The sequence below is a fragment of the Novosphingobium sp. genome (assembly GCF_049240505.1).
Lineage (GTDB): Bacteria > Pseudomonadota > Alphaproteobacteria > Sphingomonadales > Sphingomonadaceae > Novosphingobium.
In genome coordinates, this window is sequence record NZ_JBMLSM010000170.1 from 1 (window position 1) to 21,473 (window position 21,473).

20 protein-coding genes are annotated in these 21,473 nt (G+C 64.2%); 13 read left to right on the forward strand and 7 right to left on the reverse strand.

Features of this window, described 5'->3' with window-relative positions; translation table 11 throughout:
* Positions 1–1,046: trans-sulfuration enzyme family protein (locus ACOVQ0_RS13375; RefSeq protein ID WP_421885234.1), on the reverse strand; the 1,046-nt coding region annotated here is incomplete at its 3' end.
* An 83-nt stretch (positions 1,047–1,129) separates the two neighbouring features.
* Here ACOVQ0_RS13375 and ACOVQ0_RS13380 point away from each other — a divergent pair.
* A complete protein-coding gene (locus ACOVQ0_RS13380; protein ID WP_421885236.1) occupies positions 1,130–2,434 on the forward strand; it encodes a phospholipid carrier-dependent glycosyltransferase in 1,305 nt (434 codons plus the stop codon).
* A 176-nt stretch (positions 2,435–2,610) separates the two neighbouring features.
* On the opposite strand, the gene ACOVQ0_RS13385 is transcribed toward ACOVQ0_RS13380, so the two are convergent.
* The 3 genes from ACOVQ0_RS13385 to recO form a co-directional block, all read right to left on the reverse strand.
* Positions 2,611–3,735: a glycosyltransferase gene (locus tag ACOVQ0_RS13385; protein ID WP_421885238.1), complete on the reverse strand. Its 1,125-nt coding sequence runs from the start codon at positions 3,733–3,735 to the stop codon at positions 2,611–2,613.
* A 277-nt stretch (positions 3,736–4,012) separates the two neighbouring features.
* Positions 4,013–5,071, reverse strand: a complete 1,059-nt coding sequence (gene leuB / locus ACOVQ0_RS13390) for a 3-isopropylmalate dehydrogenase (RefSeq protein ID WP_421885241.1) — start codon at positions 5,069–5,071, stop codon at positions 4,013–4,015.
* A 41-nt stretch (positions 5,072–5,112) separates the two neighbouring features.
* Positions 5,113–5,718 carry a DNA repair protein RecO gene (gene recO, locus ACOVQ0_RS13395; protein ID WP_421885244.1) on the reverse strand — a complete coding sequence of 202 codons (606 nt, stop codon included), beginning with the start codon at positions 5,716–5,718 and terminating at the stop codon, positions 5,113–5,115.
* Positions 5,719–5,802: 84 nt separating this feature from the next.
* On the opposite strand from recO, the gene apaG reads away from it, so the two are divergent.
* The 3 genes from apaG (at position 5,803) to ACOVQ0_RS13410 (ending at position 9,099) form a co-directional block, all read left to right on the forward strand.
* Positions 5,803–6,201 carry a Co2+/Mg2+ efflux protein ApaG gene (apaG, locus tag ACOVQ0_RS13400; RefSeq protein ID WP_421885247.1) on the forward strand — a complete coding sequence of 133 codons (399 nt, stop codon included), beginning with the start codon at positions 5,803–5,805 and terminating at the stop codon, positions 6,199–6,201.
* Positions 6,202–6,213: 12 nt separating this feature from the next.
* The gene (locus ACOVQ0_RS13405) at positions 6,214–7,011 is read left to right on the forward strand and encodes a LysR family transcriptional regulator (protein WP_421885250.1); all 798 of its coding nucleotides are present in this window, start codon (positions 6,214–6,216) and stop codon (positions 7,009–7,011) included.
* 144 nt (positions 7,012–7,155) lie between these two features.
* Complete coding sequence (locus ACOVQ0_RS13410) at positions 7,156–9,099, forward strand: putative bifunctional diguanylate cyclase/phosphodiesterase (RefSeq protein ID WP_421885252.1); 1,944 nt, start codon at positions 7,156–7,158, stop codon at positions 9,097–9,099.
* Between the two features lie 9 nt (positions 9,100–9,108).
* Here ACOVQ0_RS13410 and ACOVQ0_RS13415 read toward each other — a convergent pair whose 3' ends face one another.
* On the reverse strand, positions 9,109–10,335 hold the full coding sequence (locus tag ACOVQ0_RS13415) for a multidrug effflux MFS transporter (protein WP_421885255.1): 1,227 nt from the start codon (positions 10,333–10,335) through the stop codon (positions 9,109–9,111).
* Between the two features lie 140 nt (positions 10,336–10,475).
* Here ACOVQ0_RS13415 and dinB point away from each other — a divergent pair, with 140 nt between their 5' ends.
* Positions 10,476–11,612: a DNA polymerase IV gene (gene dinB / locus ACOVQ0_RS13420; RefSeq protein ID WP_421885259.1), complete on the forward strand. Its 1,137-nt coding sequence runs from the start codon at positions 10,476–10,478 to the stop codon at positions 11,610–11,612.
* Here dinB and ACOVQ0_RS13425 read toward each other — a convergent pair.
* Entirely contained in the window at positions 11,591–12,073 is a 483-nt protein-coding gene (locus ACOVQ0_RS13425; RefSeq protein WP_421885262.1) for an NUDIX domain-containing protein, read from the reverse strand. The two genes, dinB and ACOVQ0_RS13425, sit on opposite strands and share 22 nt — an antisense overlap.
* 189 nt (positions 12,074–12,262) lie before the next feature.
* Here ACOVQ0_RS13425 and ACOVQ0_RS13430 point away from each other — a divergent pair, with 189 nt between their 5' ends.
* The 8 genes from ACOVQ0_RS13430 to gspN are packed head-to-tail and all read left to right on the forward strand — an operon-like array spanning position 12,263 to position 20,895.
* Positions 12,263–13,111: a type II secretion system protein N gene (locus ACOVQ0_RS13430; protein ID WP_421885264.1), complete on the forward strand. Its 849-nt coding sequence runs from the start codon at positions 12,263–12,265 to the stop codon at positions 13,109–13,111.
* Positions 13,112–13,137: 26 nt separating this feature from the next.
* Positions 13,138–15,354 carry a type II secretion system secretin GspD gene (gene gspD, locus ACOVQ0_RS13435; protein WP_421885267.1) on the forward strand — a complete coding sequence of 739 codons (2,217 nt, stop codon included), beginning with the start codon at positions 13,138–13,140 and terminating at the stop codon, positions 15,352–15,354.
* Between the two features lie 4 nt (positions 15,355–15,358).
* Positions 15,359–16,873, forward strand: coding sequence for a type II secretion system ATPase GspE (gspE, locus tag ACOVQ0_RS13440; RefSeq protein ID WP_421885270.1), 1,515 nt, complete (start codon positions 15,359–15,361; stop codon positions 16,871–16,873).
* The gene (gene gspF / locus ACOVQ0_RS13445) at positions 16,873–18,102 is read left to right on the forward strand and encodes a type II secretion system inner membrane protein GspF (protein ID WP_421885272.1); all 1,230 of its coding nucleotides are present in this window, start codon (positions 16,873–16,875) and stop codon (positions 18,100–18,102) included. The genes gspE and gspF overlap by 1 nt, the downstream gene beginning before the upstream one ends.
* Before the next feature lie 2 nt (positions 18,103–18,104).
* Positions 18,105–18,572, forward strand: a complete 468-nt coding sequence (gspG, locus tag ACOVQ0_RS13450) for a type II secretion system major pseudopilin GspG (protein ID WP_421885275.1) — start codon at positions 18,105–18,107, stop codon at positions 18,570–18,572.
* Positions 18,573–18,578: 6 nt separating this feature from the next.
* Complete coding sequence (gene gspL / locus ACOVQ0_RS13455; RefSeq protein WP_421885277.1) at positions 18,579–19,697, forward strand: type II secretion system protein GspL; 1,119 nt, start codon at positions 18,579–18,581, stop codon at positions 19,695–19,697.
* Positions 19,694–20,173, forward strand: a complete 480-nt coding sequence (gspM, locus tag ACOVQ0_RS13460) for a type II secretion system protein GspM (RefSeq protein WP_421885280.1) — start codon at positions 19,694–19,696, stop codon at positions 20,171–20,173. Before gspL ends, gspM begins: the two co-directional genes overlap by 4 nt.
* Positions 20,170–20,895, forward strand: coding sequence for a type II secretion system protein N (gene gspN, locus ACOVQ0_RS13465; RefSeq protein ID WP_421885283.1), 726 nt, complete (start codon positions 20,170–20,172; stop codon positions 20,893–20,895). Before gspM ends, gspN begins: the two co-directional genes overlap by 4 nt.
* 101 nt (positions 20,896–20,996) lie before the next feature.
* Here the strand turns inward: gspN and ACOVQ0_RS13470 are convergent, their stop codons facing one another.
* Complete coding sequence (locus tag ACOVQ0_RS13470; protein WP_421885287.1) at positions 20,997–21,452, reverse strand: Dps family protein; 456 nt, start codon at positions 21,450–21,452, stop codon at positions 20,997–20,999.
* Between the last annotated feature and the right edge of the window lie 21 nt (positions 21,453–21,473).

Genomic DNA, 21,473 nt, shown 5'->3' on the forward strand with positions numbered 1-21,473 from the left:
GAGCGCGAATCGCCGATGTTGTTCGAGATGTCGATCAGTTGCAGCGCGTCGAGCAGGGCATGGGCCTGCTTCAACCCACCATCGAGGTGGAACGAGAAGATCGTGCCACCCGCCTTCATCTGCTTTTTCGCCAGCGCGTACTGCGGATGGCTGGGCAGGTGCGGATAGAGCAGGCGAGGCACACGGCCTTCGACGAAGCTGGCGACCTTCAGCGCGTTTTCGCTCTGCCGGTGGATGCGTAGGTCGAGCGTTTCAAGGCCCTTGAGCACGACCCATGCGTTGAACGCAGCAATGTTAGGGCCGGTGTTGCGCTGGAACGGCAGCAGTACGTTGTTGATCCATTCTGCCGATCCGCAGACCGCTCCCGCCATGACGCGGCCCTGTCCGTCCATCATCTTCGTGGCGGAATAGGCCACGACATCTGCACCGAAATCCATCGGGCGTTGCAGAGCCGAGGTGGCAAAGGCATTGTCGACTACGGTGGTGATGCCGCGAGACTTGGCTAGACCGCAGACAAATTCCAGATCAACCACGTCCATCGTGGGGTTTGCCGGGCTTTCGAAGAAGAACACCTTGGTGTTGGGCTGGATCGCGGCTTCCCATGCGGCATTGTCCGACGCATCGATAGTGGTGCCGGTGATTCCAAAGCGCGGGAGCAGATTGTCCACCAGCCAGCGGCACGATCCGAACGCCGCCTTGGCGGCAACGATGTGATCGCCTGCGGAAAGCTGGCAGAGCAGTGCCGTTGTCATCGCGGCCATGCCGGTCGCCTGCGTGCGGCAGGCTTCTGCTCCTTCCATCAGGGCGATGCGTTCTTCCAGCATCTGCACGGTGGGGTTCTGCAGGCGCGAATAGGTCATGCCTTCGGCTTCACCGGCAAAGCGCGCGGCCACCGTTGCGGCATCGTCGTAAGCAAAGCCCGAGGTGAGGAACAACGCCTCTGACGTCTCGCCCATCTCCGACCGCCAGGTGCCGCCACGGATGGCCTGCGTTGCTGGGCGCCAATTGCGGGTGATGGAGCGGTCCTGGCCAGTCGTGCGTTTCATGGTTGTTGCCTTAGTTTTCCGCATGGCTGTGCGCAAGCGGCGGGATTGCGAACTTGTGCTGGCCGCCCTATCCCCGATCGCAGATGACGCCAGTTCTATCCGATCGTCCGCGCGAGAATGACCCCGCTCTCTGGTGCATGGGCATAGCCGCTGCGTTCTTCCTCATCGTGCTGCATCGTATCGGCATCCCGTCGAAGATGATGTTCGATGAGATCCATTATCTGCCCGCCGCGCGCCGGTTGATCGATCTTACCGCGCGGCTCAATCCCGAACATCCCTTGCTGGCCAAGCAGTTGATCGCGTGGTCGATGCAACTGGTAGGGGATACGCCATTTGGCTGGCGCCTGCCATCGGCATTGCTGGGGGCGCTGGGGCTGTGGGGGATGATGCGGGCGCTGTGGTGGGCCAGTCTTTCGCGCACCGCCACGGTGCTGTTCGGTCTGTTGCTGGCCACCGATTTCATCTGGTTCATGATGTCACGCATCGCGCTGCTGGACATGGCGATGGGCGGGTTCATGGCGCTGGCCGTGTGGCAATGGGCGCTGGCGTGGCGCAATCCTTCAGGGAAAGTGAACCGTGCGCGATTGCATCTGGCGCTAACCGGCCTGTTCTTGGGCCTGTCGCTCGGCGCGAAGTGGAATGGTGCACTGCTGCTGCCGCTGCCGGGGTTGCTGTTCGCGCTGAACCGCTGGGAAGCGCTGAAAGGTCGCCGCTATGGTTTGCTGTGGAGTGCCAAAGGTATGGGGCCAGTCCCCGGCGTTTCGCTGACAGAGGCGGCGCTCTGGCTCGGTGCGCTGCCGCTTGTTGCCTATTTCGCCACGTTCCTCCCCGCGTTTTTCTACCAGAAAGACCCGCTGACGGTAGGCCGCCTGATCGAATGGCAGCAATACATGCTGCAACTGCAGGACAGCGTGAAGAAGCCGCACACCTATATGAGCGTGTGGTGGCAATGGATGGCCAACATCCGCCCGATCTGGTTCCTCTATGAGAACATCGACGGTGCCCAACGCGGCGTGCTGATGCTGGGCAACCCGTTCACGATGCTGGCCGGATTGCCCGCGCTGCTGTTCTGCGCGTGGGATGGACTTAAAGGGAAACGCCTGCACCTGCTGGTCTTCGCGGCCTATGCCCTGCTCGTGGGGTTCTGGGCGATCAACGGCAAGCCGGTGCAGTTCTACTACCACTACATGCTGGCGAGCTGCTTCCTGATCGCCGCGCTGGCGCTGGTTCTGGCAGAATGGTGGGATCTGGGCCTGCGCTGGCCCGCCAAGGCAACGCTTGTCTTGGCTTCCGGCCTGTTCCTTGGCTTTTACCCGATCCTTTCGGCGGGTGAGTTGCCGCGGAAAGATTCGTTCCGGGATTATACCTGGCTGGATAGCTGGAAGTAGTGCGGCGTGCCGTTTTTTGGCGGCACACTCCTTAGAGCAATTTAGTCACCCTGAACTTGTTTCAGGGTCCATTTCTCGGACGAGAGCATCTGCCTGATCGGCACAATGGATCCTGAAACAAGTTCAGGATGACGAGGATTGTGAGAGCGTGGGCGCGCTTCGCGACCGCACGCAATTCAGTATTTGCCCCACACGAAGCGCGAGGACAGTGCGAAGTTCCAGACCGAGCCGAGTACGATGCCGACGATCACCGCTACCACATCGTGGAAGCCGATGGTCTTGAGCACGGCAGCCGAGCCGACGTTGGTCAGCAGCCCAAGCGAGCAGGTGAGCGCGAACTGTGCCCATCCGCGCAGCAGCGGGCCGAAGCCGCGCAGGCGCTTGTCCGAATAGGTCAGTTCGTTGTTCAGCACGAAGTTGAACGTCATCGCGATGATCGCCGCCAGCGTGTTGGCGGTGTTGAAAGTCGCGCTTTCCGACCAGTTGCCATAGACGAAGCGTTCACCCGCCACGATCTTCAGCAGCACCCACAGCGCGCCAAGCTGCACCGCAACGCCCATCGCGCCCACGGTGCCGAACAGCGCAAAGCGCGTCGGGATGATGCGGCCCAGCCACTTGTCGTAAAGACCTACGAGGAATTCGAACACTACGGTCTGGTCCAGCTTGCTCTCGCCTTCGGTACGGGCGACGAAATTGAGGGGAAATTCCTTGACCTTCAGGGGCTTGTCCACCGTGGCCAGAATGTCGAGCAGAATCTTGAAGCCCACGCCGGAAAGGCGGTGCGCATCGGCCCGCAGCGTTTCGGCGCGGAGCATGAAATAGCCGCTCATTGGGTCGGAAAGTTCAACGCCCGTCACCTTGTTGGCGATGCGGTTGGCAAGGCCCGATGCCTTTACCCGGTCGGGGCGGCCCCATTCTTCCGTGCTGGCCCCTTCGGCAAAGCGCGAGGCATAGGCGATGTCGTATTCGCCGTCCTGCACCGCGCCGAGCATTTGCGGCAGCAGTACAGGATCGTGCTGCTGGTCCGCATCCATCACCGCCACGATGGGCGCGGCGGTGGCGCACATGCCTTCGATGGCGGCAGATGCCAGACCACGCCGCCCGATCCGTTCGATCACCCGGACGCGCGGATCGGTCTGGCTGATGCGCCGTGCCTCGTCAGCCGTGCCATCGGGGCTGTTGTCGTCAACAAAGATGGCTTCCCAAGCCACGCCCTGAAGCGCAGCGTCGAGGCGCGCGACCATCGGCGCGATGTTCGCACGTTCGCGGTAGGTCGGCAGGATTACGGCTAGTTGGAGCATGATCGCGGCCCTTAGGCCCCAAACCCGATCAGGACAAGTTCGAGGTTTGAGGCAGAATGGCTCAGCGCAAGGAGGCAGGGCGCAGGAATATGTCGATATTTCCAGCCCTGCCGACGCGGCGATGGGCCATTCTGGTCAAATCGCTTCGCGACGCCCAAATGGCTTCCATCTCAGGCAAACCGACCCTTGCGAAGGCAACCAGCCTTCGCTGCGGGCCGCTTCGCCTGATATGTTCGCCATTTGGGCGCCTCGAACATGTCCTGATCGGGTTTGGGGCCTAAAGCCTTGCAAGCACCGCGTCACCTACTTCCGTAGTTCCGGCCTCGCCTCCAAGGTCGCGACCGAGCACGCCATCGGCCAAAGTCTTGGCAACGGCGGCTTCCACGCGGTCAGCCTGCTCCGCAAGGCCGAGCGAGTGGCGCAGCAGCATCGCCGCCGACAGGATCGTTGCCATCGGGTTGGCAAGGCCTTGGCCTGCAATGTCCGGGGCGGAGCCGTGGATGGGTTCGTAAAGGCCGAACGTGCCATATTCGGTCTGGCGTTCGCCCAGCGAGGCCGAGGCGAGCAGGCCGATCGAGCCGACGCACATCGATGCCTGATCTGAAAGAATGTCGCCAAACAGGTTGCCGGTCAGCACCACGTCGAACTTGCCCGGCGCGCGGACCAGCTGCATCGCGGCATTATCGACATACATGTGTTCGAGCGTAACTTCGGGATAGTCCTTGGCCACTTCGATCACCACGTCGCGCCAAAGCTGGCTGGTTTCCAGCACATTGGCCTTGTCCACCGAACACAGGCGCTTGGCGCGGCCCATCGCGGTGCGGAACGCCACATGCGCGATACGGCGCACTTCGCTCTCGTTGTATGACATCACGTCGTAACCTTCGCGGTCACCATTGGGGGCGGTGCGGAAGCCCTTTTCGCCGAAATAGACATCGCCGTTCAGCTCGCGCACGATCACCATGTCGATGGCACCGGCCACTTCAGGACGCAGGGCGGAGTGGCCTTCAAGCCCGCTGAACACCTTGGCGGGGCGCAGGTTGGCGAACAGCGTCAATGCCTTGCGCAGGCCGAGAATTGCCTGTTCGGGGCGCAGATGGCGTTCCAGCGCATCGCAATCAGGATCGCCCACAGCACCGAACAGGATGCCGTCTGCCGCTTCGGCAATGGCAAGTGTTTCAGGCGGCAGGGGGTGGCCGCTGGCCTTGTACGCCGCGCCGCCGACCAGCGCTTCGGTCATCTCGATACCGTCGATGCCCAGCGCCTCGATCACCCGCACGGCTTCGCGCGTCACTTCGGGACCGATGCCGTCGCCCGGCAGAACCGCAATCTTCATGGAAAACCCCTTTGTCGTTCCCGTTATCCGCCGCCGCGTTATCAGCCGCCAATGCGCCGTAGTCGGTCGAGCAGAATCGTGCGCGCCCCCATAACATCGCCGGTCCGATCGGCAAGCAGGCGGTTGGCGATTGCCTTGCCTTGCCGGTCAAGCCGGGCCAGCAGACTTGGCCAGTCCTCTTCCGGCGGCGGGGCCGGGGCCGCGCCGTAGCCGACTTCGCGCAGCAGCAGAACCTCGTATCCTGCCAGCACCCGCGCCCAGCCGCGTGCCGATGGGGCGTGGCAGATCGCATCGAGCAGAGCCATCAGCGAATCGTGCAGAACGGGATAGGGATGGCCCTCGGGCAGGGTGGCTGCCGTCAGCGCGCAGGCCCAGCCAATGCCCGCGCTCGCCAGTGGTTCGGAAAGCCAGGGGCCACGGCTGGACAGCAGTTCAACCCGCGCAGACGGCAATTGCGAAGATGCACGGGCGCGCACTTCGATGGTGACAAGATTGCCGGGGATCAGCACCGGACGCAGTTCGCGCCCCCGCGCCCCGGCCACATAGGCGGCTGCAAGGCCGTGATCGGCGGTCATCACGCGCACGATCGCGCCATGTTCGCCGTGGGGGCGCACAGAGCAGACGATGGCAGCGGCGCGGATCAGCATCGCCGTCGCTTTGCTCTGCTTCCGCGCTTCGGGCAATGCACAAGTGCATTGGAACATTGGCGCAATTGCGATAGTTTATGCTGCATGAAGCAGTTCTTCCACCATGCAGCGATGACCGAAGGGGTCACGGTGCGAGTCGCCGTAAACTTTCTGCCCGAGCAGTCGCGGGTGGAAGCGGGCAAGTGGTTCTGGGTCTATCATATCCGAATCGAGAATGACGCCGACCAGCCGATCCAGCTGCTTTCGCGTCATTGGCGGATCACCGATGGGCGCGGGATGGTCAATTTCGTTGATGGCGATGGCGTCGTGGGCGAACAGCCCGTGCTGCAACCGGGCCAGAGCCATGATTACGTTTCGGGCTGCCCGCTGGGCACGCACAACGGCAGCATGGAAGGGCATTACACGATGCAGCGCGCCGATGGTTCGCTGTTCGATGTGGCGATCCCGTTCTTTCCGCTGGCGGCACCGGCGCCTGCAAACTAAAGCCGGTTCGCAATGAAGCGAACGCATCTCCCCCTCAACGGCCTGCGCGTTCTGGACGCTGCGGCGCGGCACCTTTCCTTCACCCGCGCGGCGGATGAACTGGCGGTCACGCCTGCAGCGGTCGGGCAGCAGATTCGCGCGCTGGAAGACCTGCTGGGCGTGGTCCTGTTTCGCCGCACATCAAAAGGACTGGAACTGACGGACGAGGCGATTGCCGGTCTGGATGCGATCCGCGAAGGGTTCCTGCGTTTTGAAGAAGGCGTGCAGGCGATGCAGGCGGGGCAGTCCAGCCACGTCTACACCATTGCCTGTCCTCGGGATTTCTTCGCGGCTTGGCTCTCGCCGCGTCTGGCGGAGTTTCGCGCGGGCAATCCGCAGATGCGCTTTTCGCTCGTCGGCGGGGATGCCGATATCGATTTTACCGAAGCGAACCTCGATCTGGCCGTGCGCTGGTCTGACGGGCCGGGTGAACTTGAAGGCTTTGCTCTGGGCGAACCGCTGATGGTCACCGTAGCGGCGCCCGATGCGCCTGCCGATTGCCCGTGGATCGGCTGGCCAGGCGATCCTGCGCCCGGTGGCGGCGATGTCGGGTTTTCGGTTGGCGATGCCGGCACTGCCATCAGCGCGGCGCGCGCCGGGCTGGGCCGTGCCCACGTGCCCCTGCAACTGGCGGAGGGCGTGATTGCATCGGGCCGGGTCGTCACGCTGGGCGAGGCGCAAGTCTCGCGCAGGGGCTATTGGCTTGTGGCTCCGCTGCCGCAGTGGCGGCAGAAAAAGGTGAAGGCACTGGTCGAAGCGCTGTCTGCCTGACCTCACCATATTGGCTTCAGTTGCGATGACAGTCCTTACGCCCTGTTAACCGCGTAGCCTTAAATATGTCGGTCGATGACGACGGGGCCGCGACATTCTGCTGATTCTTCCGCAACGCGCGGCCGGCTGGTCAGGTTGTTGCGCGTGGCAGGTGGCCGCTGGCAGCAGCATGAAGGCGATAGCTTCACGCAGGCCTACGCCCACAGCCTCTCGCATCGGTTGCCGCTGCTCTACATGGTCGTGGTGTTTGATGCGCTGCTGGTTGCCTTGCGCTTTCGCAGCGATGCCCCCGCGTTGTTGACGCTGTTCGGGCCGGTCGTGCTTGGCAGTTTTGCGGCTTGGCGGGCATTCTACTGGCGGCCCAGCGCCGTGGCGGGCCGTTCGTTGATGGTGCTGCGACGGGATCTGCACGCGATGAGCTGGCTTGGCGCATTTGCGGGCTTCCTGTTCGCCCTATGGGGCATGTTGCTTTACCCCTACGGCGATGTCGCAGAGCAGTCGTTCATCCACTATATCATTGCCGTAACGCTGTTTTCCGGCATCCTCGGCCTTGCCCATTCGCCACTGACCGCGCTGCGTATCGCGGTTGCGATCACCATTCCCACCACCGGGCAGATCCTGTTCAGCGGCCATCCCAATGCCGTTCTGGTGATGATGGTGCAGGTCGTGGTGACGACGATCCTGCTGCTGGTAACCAATGGCCATCACCGTGATTTCGTGAAGCTCGAACTGTCACGCCAGCAGCTTGCCCGTCGCGAGCGCGAAGCCGCGCAACTGGCGGAAGACAACCTGCTGCAGGCCACGGTCGATCCGCTTACCGGTGCGCTCAATCGGCGTGCGATCCTGACCCGGCTGGATCAGGAACTCGAACGGCCCGGCAGCCCCGATAGCAAGGCCTGGCTGGCGCTGGTCGATCTGGACGGGTTCAAGCACGTCAACGACACCTATGGCCATGCCGCCGGCGATGCCGTGCTGGCAGCGGTTGCGCAGCGATTCGCCGCGTTCGGACGCATTCGATGTTTCGGCAGATTGGGCGGCGATGAATTTGCCGCCGTGCTTGATCCCGATCTGGATGAAGACGGGGTGCGGGCGCTGGCTACCGAGATTTCCGAATCGCTGCGTGCGCCGGTGCTTCATGCCGGCGCGGTTCTGCGTTTGTCCGGTTCGGTCGGCGTGCACCGCATGGATGGGCGCAGCGCCAGCGACTGCCTGGAACGCGCCGATGCGGCGTTGTACAAGGCCAAGGAGCAGTCCGATGGCGCGGTCATCGTGTTCAGCCCCGACGACGAGGCCGAATTGCAGACCCGCGCCGCGATCACGCGCCTGTTCAACGACAGCGATCTGGCCGACCGGCTGCGCCTGCTTTACCAGCCGATCATCGATGGCGAAACGGGCGGCACCACCGGCTACGAAGCCTTCGTGCGCTGGAGCCCCGATGGTGAACGCTGGCTGGCACCCGGCCAGTTCATGGCGCTGGCCGATGCGACGGGCCGGACCGGCGAACTTACGCGCATGGTCATGGCCCGCGCGCTGCGCGAGTGTCCGGCCTGGCGTTATGGCCGCACGCTTTCGATCAATCTCGCCCCGCGCGACGTGACGCGCGCAGGCACGGCGGATGCTCTTGCTAAGCTGGTGGAAGAGGCAGGCGCGCCTGCCGGTTCGATTATCCTTGAAGTGACCGAGCGCGCGCTGATCGCCGATCCGCGCCGCGCCGAATCGCAGCTTCAGACGTTCCGCAACCGTGGCTTCCGCATCGCGCTCGACGATTTCGGCGCGGGCTGGTCCAGCCTCAGCCAGGTCCATCGTCTGCCGCTCGACATGATCAAGATCGATCAGGAACTTTCGCGCGCGCTGGCCAGCGATCCGGGCGCGCGCACGCTGGTCGGCACGATCATCTCGCTGTCATGGCAGCTCGGCATCGATTGCACGATCGAAGGGGTGGAAGACGCCGCGCAGGCCGAGACTGCCCGCGCGCTGGGCATCCGCCTGATGCAGGGCTACCACTTCGGCCACCCCGAACCGGCGCATGTCGCGCTCGCCGCGATGGCGGCTGCGCCCGTGGCCGAAACGGTCAGCCTGCGGGCCTGAACTTCTTCCTCAATGCTCCAGCACGATCGGGCGCGGGGTGCCCGGCGGGTGGATGCGGCGGAAAAGCTTTCCCTTCTCGCTATAGAGCACCAGCAGCAGGCTGAGTATGCCGCAGATCAGCAGCGCCAGTGCCAGCGGGCGCGCCGATCCGTCATAGGCCTGGCCCACGAAAATCCCGATCACCGATCCGATGACCATGCGCAGGAAGGCGTGCATCGAATTGGCCGAACCCGCCGTGCTGGCAAAGGGCTGCAAGGCTATCGAATTGAAGTTCGCGCCAATAAAGCCGATCAGGATCATGTTCAGGATCATCAGCGGCATGAACTGCCACAGCGTTTCGCCGGTGCGCGTGGCGAACCACAGCTGGGTTGCACTCACGGCGATGAACGCGAACACCGCCGTATGCGACACGCGCCGCGCGCCAAAGCGTTCGACGATGCGAGAATTCGAAAAGTTCGCAGCAGCCATCATCAGCGCGGAAAAGCCGAACAGCACCGGGAACGTCTCGCCCGCGCCGAAGTGTTCGGCCACCAATTGCTGAGAGCAGTTGATGTACCCGATCATCGCGCCGAAAGTAAGCGAGCCGCCCAGCACATAACCGATGGCCGAACGGTTGGTGGCTGCCCCTGCCATGTTCACGGCAATGGTCCCAAGCCGGATCGGCTGGCGATATTCGGGATGCAGCGTTTCGGGCAGGCGGGAATAGACCCACAGGGCCATTACCACCGCCATCACCGCCAGAAACACGAAGATCCAGCGCCAGCCCGCAAACAGCAGCACCACTTGCCCGATGCTGGGCGCCAGCATCGGCACCACCAGAAACACCACCGAGATAATCGACATCTGCTTGGCCATCTGGTCGCCCGAAAAACGGTCGCGGATGATCGCGCCGGGCAGCACGGCAAGGCCACCGCAGCCCATCGCCTGCAACACGCGCATGACCAGCAGCGCGTCGAACGAGGTTACGAGCGCGCATCCCAGCGAGAACACGACGTACAGCCCGATGCACCACAGCAGCACCGGCCTGCGGCCAAAGCGGTCGGCCAGCGATCCGGGCAGCAGTGATGCAAACCCTGAAGCAAGCAGGAACGTGCCGACGACAAGCTGGCGACGATTCGGGTCGGTCACCCCCAGATCGTCCGCGATAAAGCCCAGCGCGGGCAACATTGCGTCGACCGCCAGCGCCTGCAGCGCCATCACAAGTGCCATCATCGCAATGGTTTCGCGGTCGCCCATGCGATGCGAACGTGCAAGGTCATTGCCCGAAGACTGATTGCCAGAAGAAATATTGTTTGAAGGCATAACGATCTAGTGGCCCAGATCAGCCACAATTCCTACCCTTTATGTTGCGTTGCGAAACCGGGTAACCTGCCACGATGGATTCGCCGCTTCCCGATCTTGAACCTGACCGCACGGCGACCGGAATCCGCAAGATCATCCATGTCGATATGGATGCTTTCTTCGCCAGCGTTGAGCAGCGTGACGATCCATCCTTGCGCGGCCTTCCCGTTGCCGTCGGCGGTTCATCGGGGCGCGGGGTCGTTGCTGCCGCCAGTTACGAGGCGCGCAAGTTCGGCGTGCGTTCGGCCATGCCATCGGCCCGCGCGGTGCAGCTCTGCCCCGACCTGATCTTCCGCAAGCCGCGTTTCGATATCTACAAGGGCGTTTCGCAGCAGATCCGCAATGTGTTCCTGCACTTCACGCCGCATGTCGAACCGCTTTCGCTGGATGAAGCCTATCTCGATGTGACGGATGACGTGCGCGGCATCGGTTCCGCCACGCGCATTGCCGAACTGATCCGACAGCGTATCCGGGCCGAGACGGGCCTCACCGCCAGCGCGGGCGTTTCGTACAACAAGTTCCTTGCCAAGATCGCCAGCGATCAGAACAAGCCCGATGGCCTATGCGTGATCCGGCCCGGCGAAGGCGCGGCTTTCGTTGCCAGCCTTCCGGTGCGCCGCTTTCATGGCATCGGCCCGCGGGGGGCAGAGAAAATGGCGCGGTTTGGCATCGAAACAGGGGCTGATCTGCGGACCAAAGACCTTGCCTTCCTGCGCGCCAACTTCGGCAGTTTCGCCGACTATCTCTACCGTGCCGCCCGCGCGATAGACCTGCGGCAGGTCAAGGCGGATCGCCCGCGCAAATCGGTTGGCGGGGAACGCACGTTCGAGCGCGATATCTCCTCCGGCGCGGCCCTGCGCGAAACGCTGGAGCGCATCATCGAAATCGTATGGGAGCGGATCGAGCGGAGTGGCGCAAAAGGGCGCACGGTCACGCTCAAGATGAAGTTCAACGATTTCACGCCCTGCACGCGCGCCAAGTCGCTGGCGCGCCCGATTGCCGACAGGTGCGAATTTGCCACTCTTTCGCGCGAACTGCTCGATGCGCAATTGCCTTTGCCCAAACCGATCCGGCTGATGGGGCTGACGCTTTCCGCGCTGGAAGGAGAGGAGCCGGACGAGAGCGAGGCGCACGCACCAGCAGCAGTGCTTCAGGCCGAACTGCCGTTCTGATCCTGCCATTTCGCGATCATCGCGCGCACCGGGCCGCTCGTCTTTTCGGGCAGGGCGTCGGGCGCAAAGAAGCGCGCTTCCTCGATCTCGCGGCCGTCCGGCGCTGGCGTGCCTTCGGCCTCGCCGCAGACCAGTTCGATCAGGTTGGTCCAGCCCTTGCGGTCCAGTGTTACCGTGCCGAGATGCGCTGGATTGCGCAAAAGGCATCCGGTTTCCTCGCGCAGTTCGCGCTGCGCGGTGCCCAGCGGGCTTTCACTGCGCCCCAGCCCGCCGCCGGGCAGCATCCATGTGTCGCGTGCGTGATAGCTGTGGCGCACCAACAGCACTTCACCCGCAGCGTTCGCGGCGATTACGTTGCAGCCGCGCACCTTGCGCTTTGTCAGCCGCCAGAACCAAAGGCGCAGGCCGTGGGCTGCGCGCAATGCGATGCGATGGATCGGACCGGGCAGAAAAGAAAGCATGGCGCTGGACTCTGACCGATCATCTGCGGCTTGTCATCCGTGTCTGCAGCGGTGTGTCGGGATTGCCATCATCTTGTCACACCACCGTAGCATTTGACTGCTTGGGCCGTTCGAAGGATCGGGCAGCGGCAGGCGTTTGTGAATCGGTCCCATGCGGCTATGCCTGCGCCATCGGAAGGGAAAACGCGCTTGAGATTCGGGGGAATCACGCTGCCAAGACCACTGGCAAGGCCGGGTAATGCGTTGGCTTTGCCATCGCTGCACACCGTGCTGTGGTGGGTGCTGGCCGTGATCATCGCGTTTCTTGGTGCGGCGCTGCTCTGGGCGCTGGTCACGCCGGTTTCGCCTTTGGGCAACTGGCGTCCGCAGGGCGTGCGGATGATGTCGCTTTCGGCGCGTGCCGCCCTTTTTGCCAGCGTCGACCCCTTCAACCGCAGCGCTCCTGCGGCACAGGCGCAATCCTCAGGCGCGGTCACCTCGCTTGCGCTCACGCTCTTTGCCACGCGCGCCACGCCGGGTGGCGGGGGCACCGCGATCATTGCGGGCGGCGATGGCTTGCAGCAGGTCTATCGCGTGGGGGCCGAAGTGCAGCCGGGCGTAACGCTCGCCGCCGTGGCGTTCGATCATGTCGAACTGGCGCACAATGGCGCAAAGGAACTGCTCTATCTCGATCAGTCCGGCGCTGCGCCAGACGCGGCAAAGGTGGTTGCCGCAAACCCGGTAGCGCCCCCGCCTGGTGCCGGTCCATCCGGCGGAGCGATCAGCGTTGAGGCCCTTCGTTCAGGCGTGAACTTTGGCCCGCGCGCCGAAGGCGGGCGCATCGTCGGCCTCGAAGTCCTTTCGTCGGGCGATGGCAGCACGTTTCGCGCTGCAGGCTTCCAACCGGGAGATGTCATTCAGGCCATCGATGGCAAGCCGATAACCGGCGCGCCCGATGCCGCCGTTCTTTCCGCTGCGATCCGCCCCGGCGCGTCGATATCGGTCACCGTAAAGCGCGGTGATCGCCAGCTTCCTCTTGCTATTACACTGGCCCCATGAACCTGCGCTCGCTCCTTGCTCCAAAGATGCTCCTCGGAGCTGCTGCCCTCGCTCTGGCCGTGCCACAGGCTGCGCTGGCGCAATACACGCTGAACGTGCGGGAGGCGGATATCCGCGCGTTCGTGGCCGATGCCGCCGAAGTCACCGGCCGCACCTTCATCGTGGACAGCCGCGTGCAGGCCAAGATCAGCGTCGTGTCCGACCGCGCCTTGAGCCGCTCGGAATATTTCGAGGTGTTCCTTTCCACCCTGCGTGCCAATGGCCTGGTGGCCGTGCCCACCGGCAACGGCGCTTTCCGCATTCAGCCTGCCGATGGCGCGGCCAGCAATCCCAGCCGCATCGGCAGCCGAGGCGCGATGCAAAGCCAGATGGTCACCGAAGTGATCCGCCTGCGCGCGATTGACGCCACGCAGGCCGTGGAAACCCTGCGCCCGCTGATCAGCAAGGAAGGCGCGATCACCGCCAACAAATCGGGCAATTCGCTGGTGGTGGTGGACTATGCAGACAACATGCGCCGTATCCGCGCGCTGCTGGGCGATATCGACCGGGACAATGCCGCCACGCAGACCGTGATGCTCGATCACGCCGGCGCGCGCGAAATTGCCACTGCGCTGACTCAGCTTGTGCCTGCGGGCGGCGAAGGCGGACGGTCGCTTGCCACTGTCGTTGCGGTGGACAGCGCCAACGCCGTGCTGATGCGCGGCGAGCCCGCCACGCTGGCGAAGATGGCGGCGATGGCCCGCCAGCTTGATGCCAAGGCGGCGATGGGCGGGGAAATCAAGGTCGTCTGGCTCGATCATGCCGATTCGGCCGCGCTCGTCCCCGTGCTCGAACGCCTGCTGGGCGGGCAGGGCGGGGGCGAAGTCGCCTCGGCCAGCGCCGCGCCGATCTCGCTCGGCGGTGTGGGCGGCAGCGGCACGTCTTCTGCCGGGACACAAGGTTCGACCGGTCAGGCGGCGGCAACCGGCGGCACCGCCACCAGCCCCATCGGCGCAACCGCAGGCGGGTTGGGCAATGGCCCGATCAAGCTGGCTAACGGGCGCGGCACCGCCACCATCACGCGCTATCCGGGGGCCAACGCAATCATCATTGCCGCTCCCGCCGATGACCAGCGCCGCATTTCCGAACTGATCCGCCAACTCGACATTCCGCAGCAGCAGGTGCTTGTCGAAGCGATCATCGTAGAAATCTCGAACAATGTGGCCAAGGAACTGGGCGTCCAACTGCTGTTCGGCGGCAAGGACAAGCCCTTTACCGTCACCAACTTCTCCAACTCCTCGCCCAACATCATCGACATTGCGGGCGGGCTGCTGGCCGACAATCTCAACCAGACGACGACCGTGGTAAATGGTGCAACAGTCACCACCACGACGAACAGCACGGCGGGCGATCTGCTGCGTGAAAACGCTGCGACGAAGATCCTCGGCGCCAGCGGGGCCTACACCGGCTTCCTTACCGAACTCAGCAAGGACACCTACCTTGGCGCGCTGATCAATGCGGTGGCGACGGACAAGAACTCCAACATCCTGTCCACCCCGCACATCACCACCAACAACAACGTCCCCGCCTCGATCCTGTTCGGGCAGGACGTGCCGATCACCACCGGAGAGGCGCTTTCGGGCGGCAACTTCAACGATACCTTCCGCACCGTGCAGCGTCAGAACGTGGGCATCGAACTGGATGTGACGCCGCAGATCAACGCGGGCAACCTGATCCGGCTCGACCTGCGGCAGGAAGTCAGCTCGATTGCGGGCACCGTCTCCAGCAAGTCTGACGAACTGATCATCAACAAGCGCGAGATCAAGACGACCGTGACCGTGGGCGACCGCGAGATCGTGGCACTGGGCGGTTTGCTCGACGATAACGAGCAGCGCACGCTTCAGAAGGTGCCGTTGCTGGGCGACATTCCGATTCTTGGCGAAGTGTTCAAGTCTCGCGCGCGCAGCCGGGTGAAGACGAACCTTATGGTGTTCATCCGTCCCACCATCCTGCGCAACGCGGCAGACCGGCAGGCGCTGGCCGCGCGCCGCTATGGTACGGTGCGTCAGGCGCAGGTCGATTTCGAACCGAAGCGTGAACCGAGCATCGACGAACTGATCGTGGACTATATGGGCGCAACCCTGCCCGCAGCGCCCTCTGCGCAAGTGGCGGTGGTCGCTCCCGGCGATACCCTGATCCGCCCACGTGCCGTGCCCGCGCCAATTGAGCAATCCGAACTCCCGCCGAGCAGCGCGCAGGACTGATCCGGTGGATGAAGCGCAGGATATCGCAGGGCTGACCATCGCGGTGCCGAATGCTGCGCCGCACGTGCCTTATGCCTTTGCGCGGGACCGGGGCGTGCTGGTGCAGAGTGTGACCGACACAGAGATGGTCGTGGCCCTGCGCGAGGGGGCTGATCCGCTGGCGTTGCTCGAATTGCGGCGCGTTTCTGAACTGCACCTAGATGCACATAGAGTGCCGCAAGGTGACTTTGAGCGTCTCTTGTCAGAGGTTTACGCGGTCGACGGCGCCGCTGCCGCAGTGGCCGGTGACATGGGAATCGCAGGCGACGGACTCGATCCGCTCGCCCTCGGTCTGCCCTCCGCCGAAGACCTGTTGGACAGCGCCGACGATGCGCCCGCGATCCGTCTGATCAACGGACTGATCGCTGAAAGCCTCCGGCAAGGCGTGTCGGACATTCACATCGAGCCTTACGAAACCGCGCTGGTGGTGCGGATGCGCGTCGATGGTGTGCTGACCGAGAAGTTGCGGATGCCGCCGCATGTCGCGCCGGTCCTCGTTAGCCGTATCAAGGTGATGGCGCGGCTGGATATTGCCGAACGCCGCGTGCCGCAGGATGGCCGCATCTCGTTGAGTTTGGGCGGAAAACTGGTGGACGTGCGCGTCTCCACCCTGCCCAATCGCGCTGGCGAGCGGGTGGTGATGCGCCTGCTGGACAAGGAAAATGCCGGGATCGATCTGGTGCAGCTTGGCCTCGATCCGAAAGCCGAAGACACGCTGCACCGCGCGCTGGGCGAACCCAACGGGATCGTGCTGGTCACCGGGCCGACCGGTTCGGGGAAAACGACCACGCTCTACGCTGCGCTGCGCGGGTTGAACGATGGGCAGCGCAATATCCTGACTGTGGAAGACCCTGTGGAATACGCTGTGGACGGCGTGGGGCAGACGCAGGTCAATTCCAAGGTCGGGCTGACGTTTGCCGCCGGACTGCGCGCCATTTTGCGGCAGGATCCCGATGTGGTGATGGTCGGCGAAATCCGTGACAAGGAGACGGCGGACATCGCGGTGCAGGCATCGCTCACCGGGCATCTGGTGCTGTCGACCGTCCACACCAACGATGCGGCGGGCGCGATCACGCGAATGCGCGATATGGGCGTGGAGCCGTTCCTGCTGGCGTCCACCCTGCGCGCGGTGATTGCGCAGCGGCTGGTGCGGCGGTTGTGCCCGCATTGCCGCGAAGAACACGAAATTTCGCCCGGCATGGCCGATGTTCTGGGCATGAAGAAAGTGCGCATGGTCTGGTCGGCCAAAGGCTGCGCGGCTTGCGGGCAGACCGGATATCAGGGCCGCGTGGGCGTGTTCGAGGCGCTGCGGGTGGATGATGCGATCCGCCAGATGATCCACGACAACGCCGATGAAGCGGCGATTGCACGCCACGCCTTTGCGGAATCGCCAACGCTGGCCAAGGCGGTGCGGCGCATGGTTCGTGATGGCGTCACCAGCCCCGAAGAAGCTGCGCGCATCATGCGGCGCGACGGCTGATGGCACGCTTTGCCTATCATGCCATCGACCCGAAAGGGACGGAGCGACGCGGCGCTATTGAAGCGACAAGCGAGGCGGCGGCGCGCGAGAAGTTGACCGCGCGCGAATGGTTCGTGGTTACCGTAAGTGCCGATGCAGCCGCTTCGGCGCGGCGTGCGGCGACCAGCACCAGCGGGATTGCGCTGTTCGCCACGAAACTTTCGGCCAAGCAGCTTGCGCTGTTCACGCGGCAACTTTCATCGCTGATGGTGGTCAGCCCGCTGGAGGAAACGCTGCGCACGATTGCGCGGCAGACCGAAAAGCCCAAGGCGCAAGCGATCCTGACCAATGTTCACGCCGGGATCGTCGAAGGCCTGCCACTGGCCGAGGCGATGCGGCGCGAGGAGCCGAGCTTTCCGCCGATCTTCCGCGCGATGATCGCGGCGGGCGAAAATTCGGGCAGCTTGCCCCAGATTGCCGACCGTCTGGCCGACATGCTGGAAAAACAGGCACAAGTGCGCGGCAAGATCATTGCGGCGCTCGCCTATCCCATCGTGCTGTCACTGGTGGCGATTGCCGTGGTGACCGGGCTGATGATCTCGGTCGTGCCGCGCGTGGTGGAGCAGTTCGACAATGCCGCGCGGCAATTGCCGATGCTGACGCGGGTGGTGATCGGGATTTCGCAGTTCCTCAGCACATGGTGGTGGGCGCTGCTGCTGGTTCTGGCGCTGGGCGTGCTGGGCTTTGTCCGCGCCTTGCGCCAACCCGCATTCAAGCTGCGCTTCGACGCCGGACTGCTGCGCCTGCCATTCATCGGCAAGCTGATCCGCGATGTTCACGCTGCGTCGCTGGCGCGCACGCTGGCCACAATGATCGAGGCGCGATTGCCGCTGGTCGATGGGTTGCGGCTGGCGACGCGCACGGTTTCCAACGCGGTGCAGGCACAATCGCTGGCAGGCATTTCGGAGAAGGTCCGGGCGGGCGGTTCGCTTTCCACCGCGCTGCGCGAAGCGGGCACCTTTCCGCCACTGCTGGTCTATCTGGCGGCCAGTGGCGAGGCGGCGGGGCAACTGGGGCCGATGCTTGAACGTGCCGCTGACTATCTTGAGCGTGAGTTCGAGGCCTTTACGGCGGCGGCGATGGCGCTGCTCGAACCTGCGATCATCGTGGTGATGGGCACGCTTGTTGCGCTGATCATCCTCGCCATCCTGCTGCCGATCCTGCAGCTTCAGAACCTTACCGGACTTTGATCATGACCGATGAAATCGCAAACCAGACGCCCGAAACCGAGGACAAGCGCCGCCGTAACGGCTTCAGCCTTGTTGAACTGATGGTGGTGATCTTCATCATCGGCTTGCTGGCCACGGTGGTGCTGATCAACGTGCTGCCGAGCCAGGACAAGGCGATGGTGGTGAAAGCGCGGAGCGACATTGCAACGCTGGAGCAGGGCATGGAAATGTACCGGCTCGACATGGCGAGCTATCCGGGCATGGGTGAGGGGCTGAATGCTTTGAAGACGCCGCCTGCCAACCTTGCCATGCCGCAGAACTACCGTTCGGGCGGCTATGTGAAGGATGTGCCGACCGATCCGTGGGGCCATGCCTACCAGTATCAGGCACCGGGGCGTGACGGGAAACCGTTCGAGATCTTCTCGCTGGGGGCCGATGGCCAGCCGGGCGGGACCGATCTCAACGCCGATATCTACGCCGGGCAGAACTGACGACCGATGGCTGCTGCCACGCCTTTTGATGATGGCCTGATCATCCTGCTGCCTGCACAGGTCGATGCGCCTTGGCGCTGGTGGCGTGTGGGCGAGAGCGGGCTGGGCCGGGAGATGACTTTCGACGCGCAGGCCGAGCGCGCCCCGTGGGGTGAGGCGGGGGCGGTGACGGTGCTGGTTCCGGCAGCGAATGCCCCGGTGATCGACAGGGCCATGCCCGATATGCCGGAAGCGCAGGCGCTGGCGGCAGAGCGGCTGGCGCTGGCGCAGGGCGGGCTTGATCCTGTTCAACACGTTGCGGTTGGCGCAGATGCGGGGCGCTTGCTGGCCTGCCGCGTGGCTCCAGCGGCGATGGATCGCTGGCTGGGCGTGCTGGCCGCGCAAGGGATCGATCCGCAGGCGCTTGTCCCTGCGGCGCTGGTGTTGCCCCATCCTGAGCGTGGACTGATGCTGGCCGATCTGGGCGGGCAATTGCTTGCGCGCACGGCGGATGCGGCTTTCGCGGGTGAGCCGGGGCTGGTGGCGGCGCTGGCCGAAGGGCAGGAGCAATCGGCACTGGCGGGCGACGAATTGCTTGACCGTCTGGCGGCAATCCACGCAGCCCCGCCGCTGAACCTGCGGCAGGGCCAATATGGCCTGCGCCGTGTTTCGGTGTTCCGCACAGCCGATTGGCTGGGGCTTGCGCGCATGGCGGCGGTGGCGGCCTTGCTGGCGCTGCTGCTGATGCTGGTGTGGGTGGTGAAGTGGAACATGGACAGTTCCGCCGAAGAATCGCGCGCGCTGGAACTGGCGCAGCAGCGTTTTCCGGCGGCGACCGATCTCGATTCCGCCGAGCGTCTGCTGGATGCCGAACTTGCACGGCGCGGAGAGGGTGGGGTGAGCTTTGCCGCGCCTGCTGCCGCGCTGCTCGATGTGATGCGCGGTGTGCCGGGGGTGAAATTGCGCGACATGGGATATGGCGCGGATGGCACCTTGCGCTTCACCGCAGCGGCCCCGCGTGCCGAGGATGTGAACGCAGTGCTGATCGCGCTGCAAAATCAGGGCTGGAAAGTGACCGTGCCGCCATCGCTTGCCCCCGATCCCACTGGCGCGACGGTTGCCGCCATCACGGTGAGGGCGCCATGATGGGCCGGGTTTCTGCATGGTTCATCGGCCTGACCGGGCGCGAGCGCTGGCTGGTTGGCGTGGCGGGCGTGCTGACCGCGCTGATAGTGCTGGTCTATGGCCTGATCCTGCCGCTGGGCCACGCGCTGGATGATGCAGCGGTGCGCCATCGTGAAGCGACCGAGCGCGCCGGGCGGATCACCGCAGGGCTGGACGCGCTGAAGCGTGCGCCTGCGGTCAAGGCCGCAGCGCTGGCCGGGCCGGTGGAGCAGATGGCGCAAGGCAGCGCGCAGGCTGCGGGATTTGTCGTCCAATCCAGCCAGAAGCAGGGCAGCGACATGGTGGTGCTGGTGATACCCACGGCACGGCCATCGGCAACGCTGGCGTGGCTTGATGGGCTGGCGGCGCAGGGGCTTGTCGTGGAACAATTGACGATGACGCCCGCGCCCGATGGCACGGTTTCGGTCAACGTCACGCTGCGGCGGGCCGGGGCATGATCGGGCGCCTTGTCCTGATGCGGGGGATCTTTGCGCGCGAAGCCGGGATGACGCGGCGCGGCTGGCTGGCGCTTGGGGCGCTGGGGTTGTTGGCGCTGATCGTGCTGCTTCCGCTGCGGCTGGTGCTGGGCATGGCCATGCCGGAGAACGTGACAGCGCGCAGTGTGGAAGGATCTGTCTGGGATGGGCGGATTGCCGACCTCAACATCGGTCCTCTGCCACTAGGCACCGTGGATGCGGGGCTGGAGCCTTTGCCCCTGCTGATCGGGCGGACGCAGTTTGCCATTTCGCGCGAGGGGTTTTCGGCCAAGGGCGGCGCGCACGGCATATCGCAGGCGACTGGCAGCATTGCCCTGCCCGACGGGTTGGGCGGGTTGCCGGTGACGGCGGTGACGTTCAACCGGTTTTCGGTGCGGATGGATGGCGGCGGCTGCGCGCAGGCAGAGGGCACGCTGGGCGTAACGCTGGCGTCTTTCGGCCCGCTGATGCCCAATGGCCTTGCGCTTTCGGGCGTCGCGCGGTGTGAAAAGGGCGCGCTGGTGGTGCCGATGAGCGGGAGCCAGGGCATGGAGCGGCTGGCGCTGCGCCTGACGGGTGATGGGCGCTGGCAGGCGGATTTGACGTTGACTGGTTTGCCGCAGGAAGCTGCGGATGCCTTGCGCGCTGGTGGCTTCGACGCTCGTCCCGGCGGTGTGGGCATCGGGACCAGCGGGGCGTTTTGAGTTCCGGGTTTACCCCACCCCGCTCACCCTGAGCCTGTCGAAGGGTGTTGTGCCAGTGTCCTTCGACAGGCTCAGGACGAGCGGGGTAGGTGGAGGCGGTATCAGGAAGCGATCTGGGTGAGGAACCAGGCGCGCTGTTCGGCCTGATCGGTCCAGTCGTCGGCCATGCCTTCGGTGGCGTTGTCGCCCGCTTCGGTGGCGGCTTCCTTGACCGCGCGGATGACCTTGACCAACGCCACGTTATCGTCGCGCAGGGCCTTCACCATATCCATCGCATCGACCTTGGGGCGGTCGTCGTCCTTGATCGACGCCTTGCCTGCGATGGCACCGATGCTGGTCAGCGTGGAGCCACCGTTCTTGCGCACGCGTTCGGCAATGATGTCGGTCAGCGCGAACAGTTCTGCGGACTGTTCATCGAACAGCAGGTGCAGATCGCGGAACTGCGGACCGGCGACGTGCCAGTGGTAGTTCTTGGTCTTGAGATAGAGCGTGAAATAATCGGCCAGTAAGCCATTGAGACTGTCGATCAGGGCCTTCTTCGAATTGTCGCCGGGCATGACATTCCCCTTTCATGATGG

Bases quoted from the DNA above. Each gene is read 5' to 3' on its own strand.
- ACOVQ0_RS13380 (WP_421885236.1), top strand. From the start codon at position 1,130: ATGACGCCAGTTCTATCCGATCGTCCGCGCGAGAATGACCCCGCTCTC.
- ACOVQ0_RS13385 (WP_421885238.1), bottom strand. From the start codon at position 3,735: ATGCTCCAACTAGCCGTAATCCTGCCGACCTACCGCGAACGTGCGAAC.
- leuB (WP_421885241.1), bottom strand. From the start codon at position 5,071: ATGAAGATTGCGGTTCTGCCGGGCGACGGCATCGGTCCCGAAGTGACG.
- recO (WP_421885244.1), bottom strand. From the start codon at position 5,718: ATGCTGATCCGCGCCGCTGCCATCGTCTGCTCTGTGCGCCCCCACGGC.
- apaG (WP_421885247.1), top strand. From the start codon at position 5,803: ATGAAGCAGTTCTTCCACCATGCAGCGATGACCGAAGGGGTCACGGTG.
- ACOVQ0_RS13405 (WP_421885250.1), top strand. From the start codon at position 6,214: ATGAAGCGAACGCATCTCCCCCTCAACGGCCTGCGCGTTCTGGACGCT.
- ACOVQ0_RS13415 (WP_421885255.1), bottom strand. From the start codon at position 10,335: ATGGGCGACCGCGAAACCATTGCGATGATGGCACTTGTGATGGCGCTG.
- dinB (WP_421885259.1), top strand. From the start codon at position 10,476: ATGGATTCGCCGCTTCCCGATCTTGAACCTGACCGCACGGCGACCGGA.
- ACOVQ0_RS13425 (WP_421885262.1), bottom strand. From the start codon at position 12,073: ATGCTTTCTTTTCTGCCCGGTCCGATCCATCGCATCGCATTGCGCGCA.
- gspD (WP_421885267.1), top strand. From the start codon at position 13,138: ATGCTCCTCGGAGCTGCTGCCCTCGCTCTGGCCGTGCCACAGGCTGCG.
- gspF (WP_421885272.1), top strand. From the start codon at position 16,873: ATGGCACGCTTTGCCTATCATGCCATCGACCCGAAAGGGACGGAGCGA.
- gspG (WP_421885275.1), top strand. From the start codon at position 18,105: ATGACCGATGAAATCGCAAACCAGACGCCCGAAACCGAGGACAAGCGC.
- gspL (WP_421885277.1), top strand. From the start codon at position 18,579: ATGGCTGCTGCCACGCCTTTTGATGATGGCCTGATCATCCTGCTGCCT.
- gspM (WP_421885280.1), top strand. From the start codon at position 19,694: ATGATGGGCCGGGTTTCTGCATGGTTCATCGGCCTGACCGGGCGCGAG.
- gspN (WP_421885283.1), top strand. From the start codon at position 20,170: ATGATCGGGCGCCTTGTCCTGATGCGGGGGATCTTTGCGCGCGAAGCC.
- ACOVQ0_RS13470 (WP_421885287.1), bottom strand. From the start codon at position 21,452: ATGCCCGGCGACAATTCGAAGAAGGCCCTGATCGACAGTCTCAATGGC.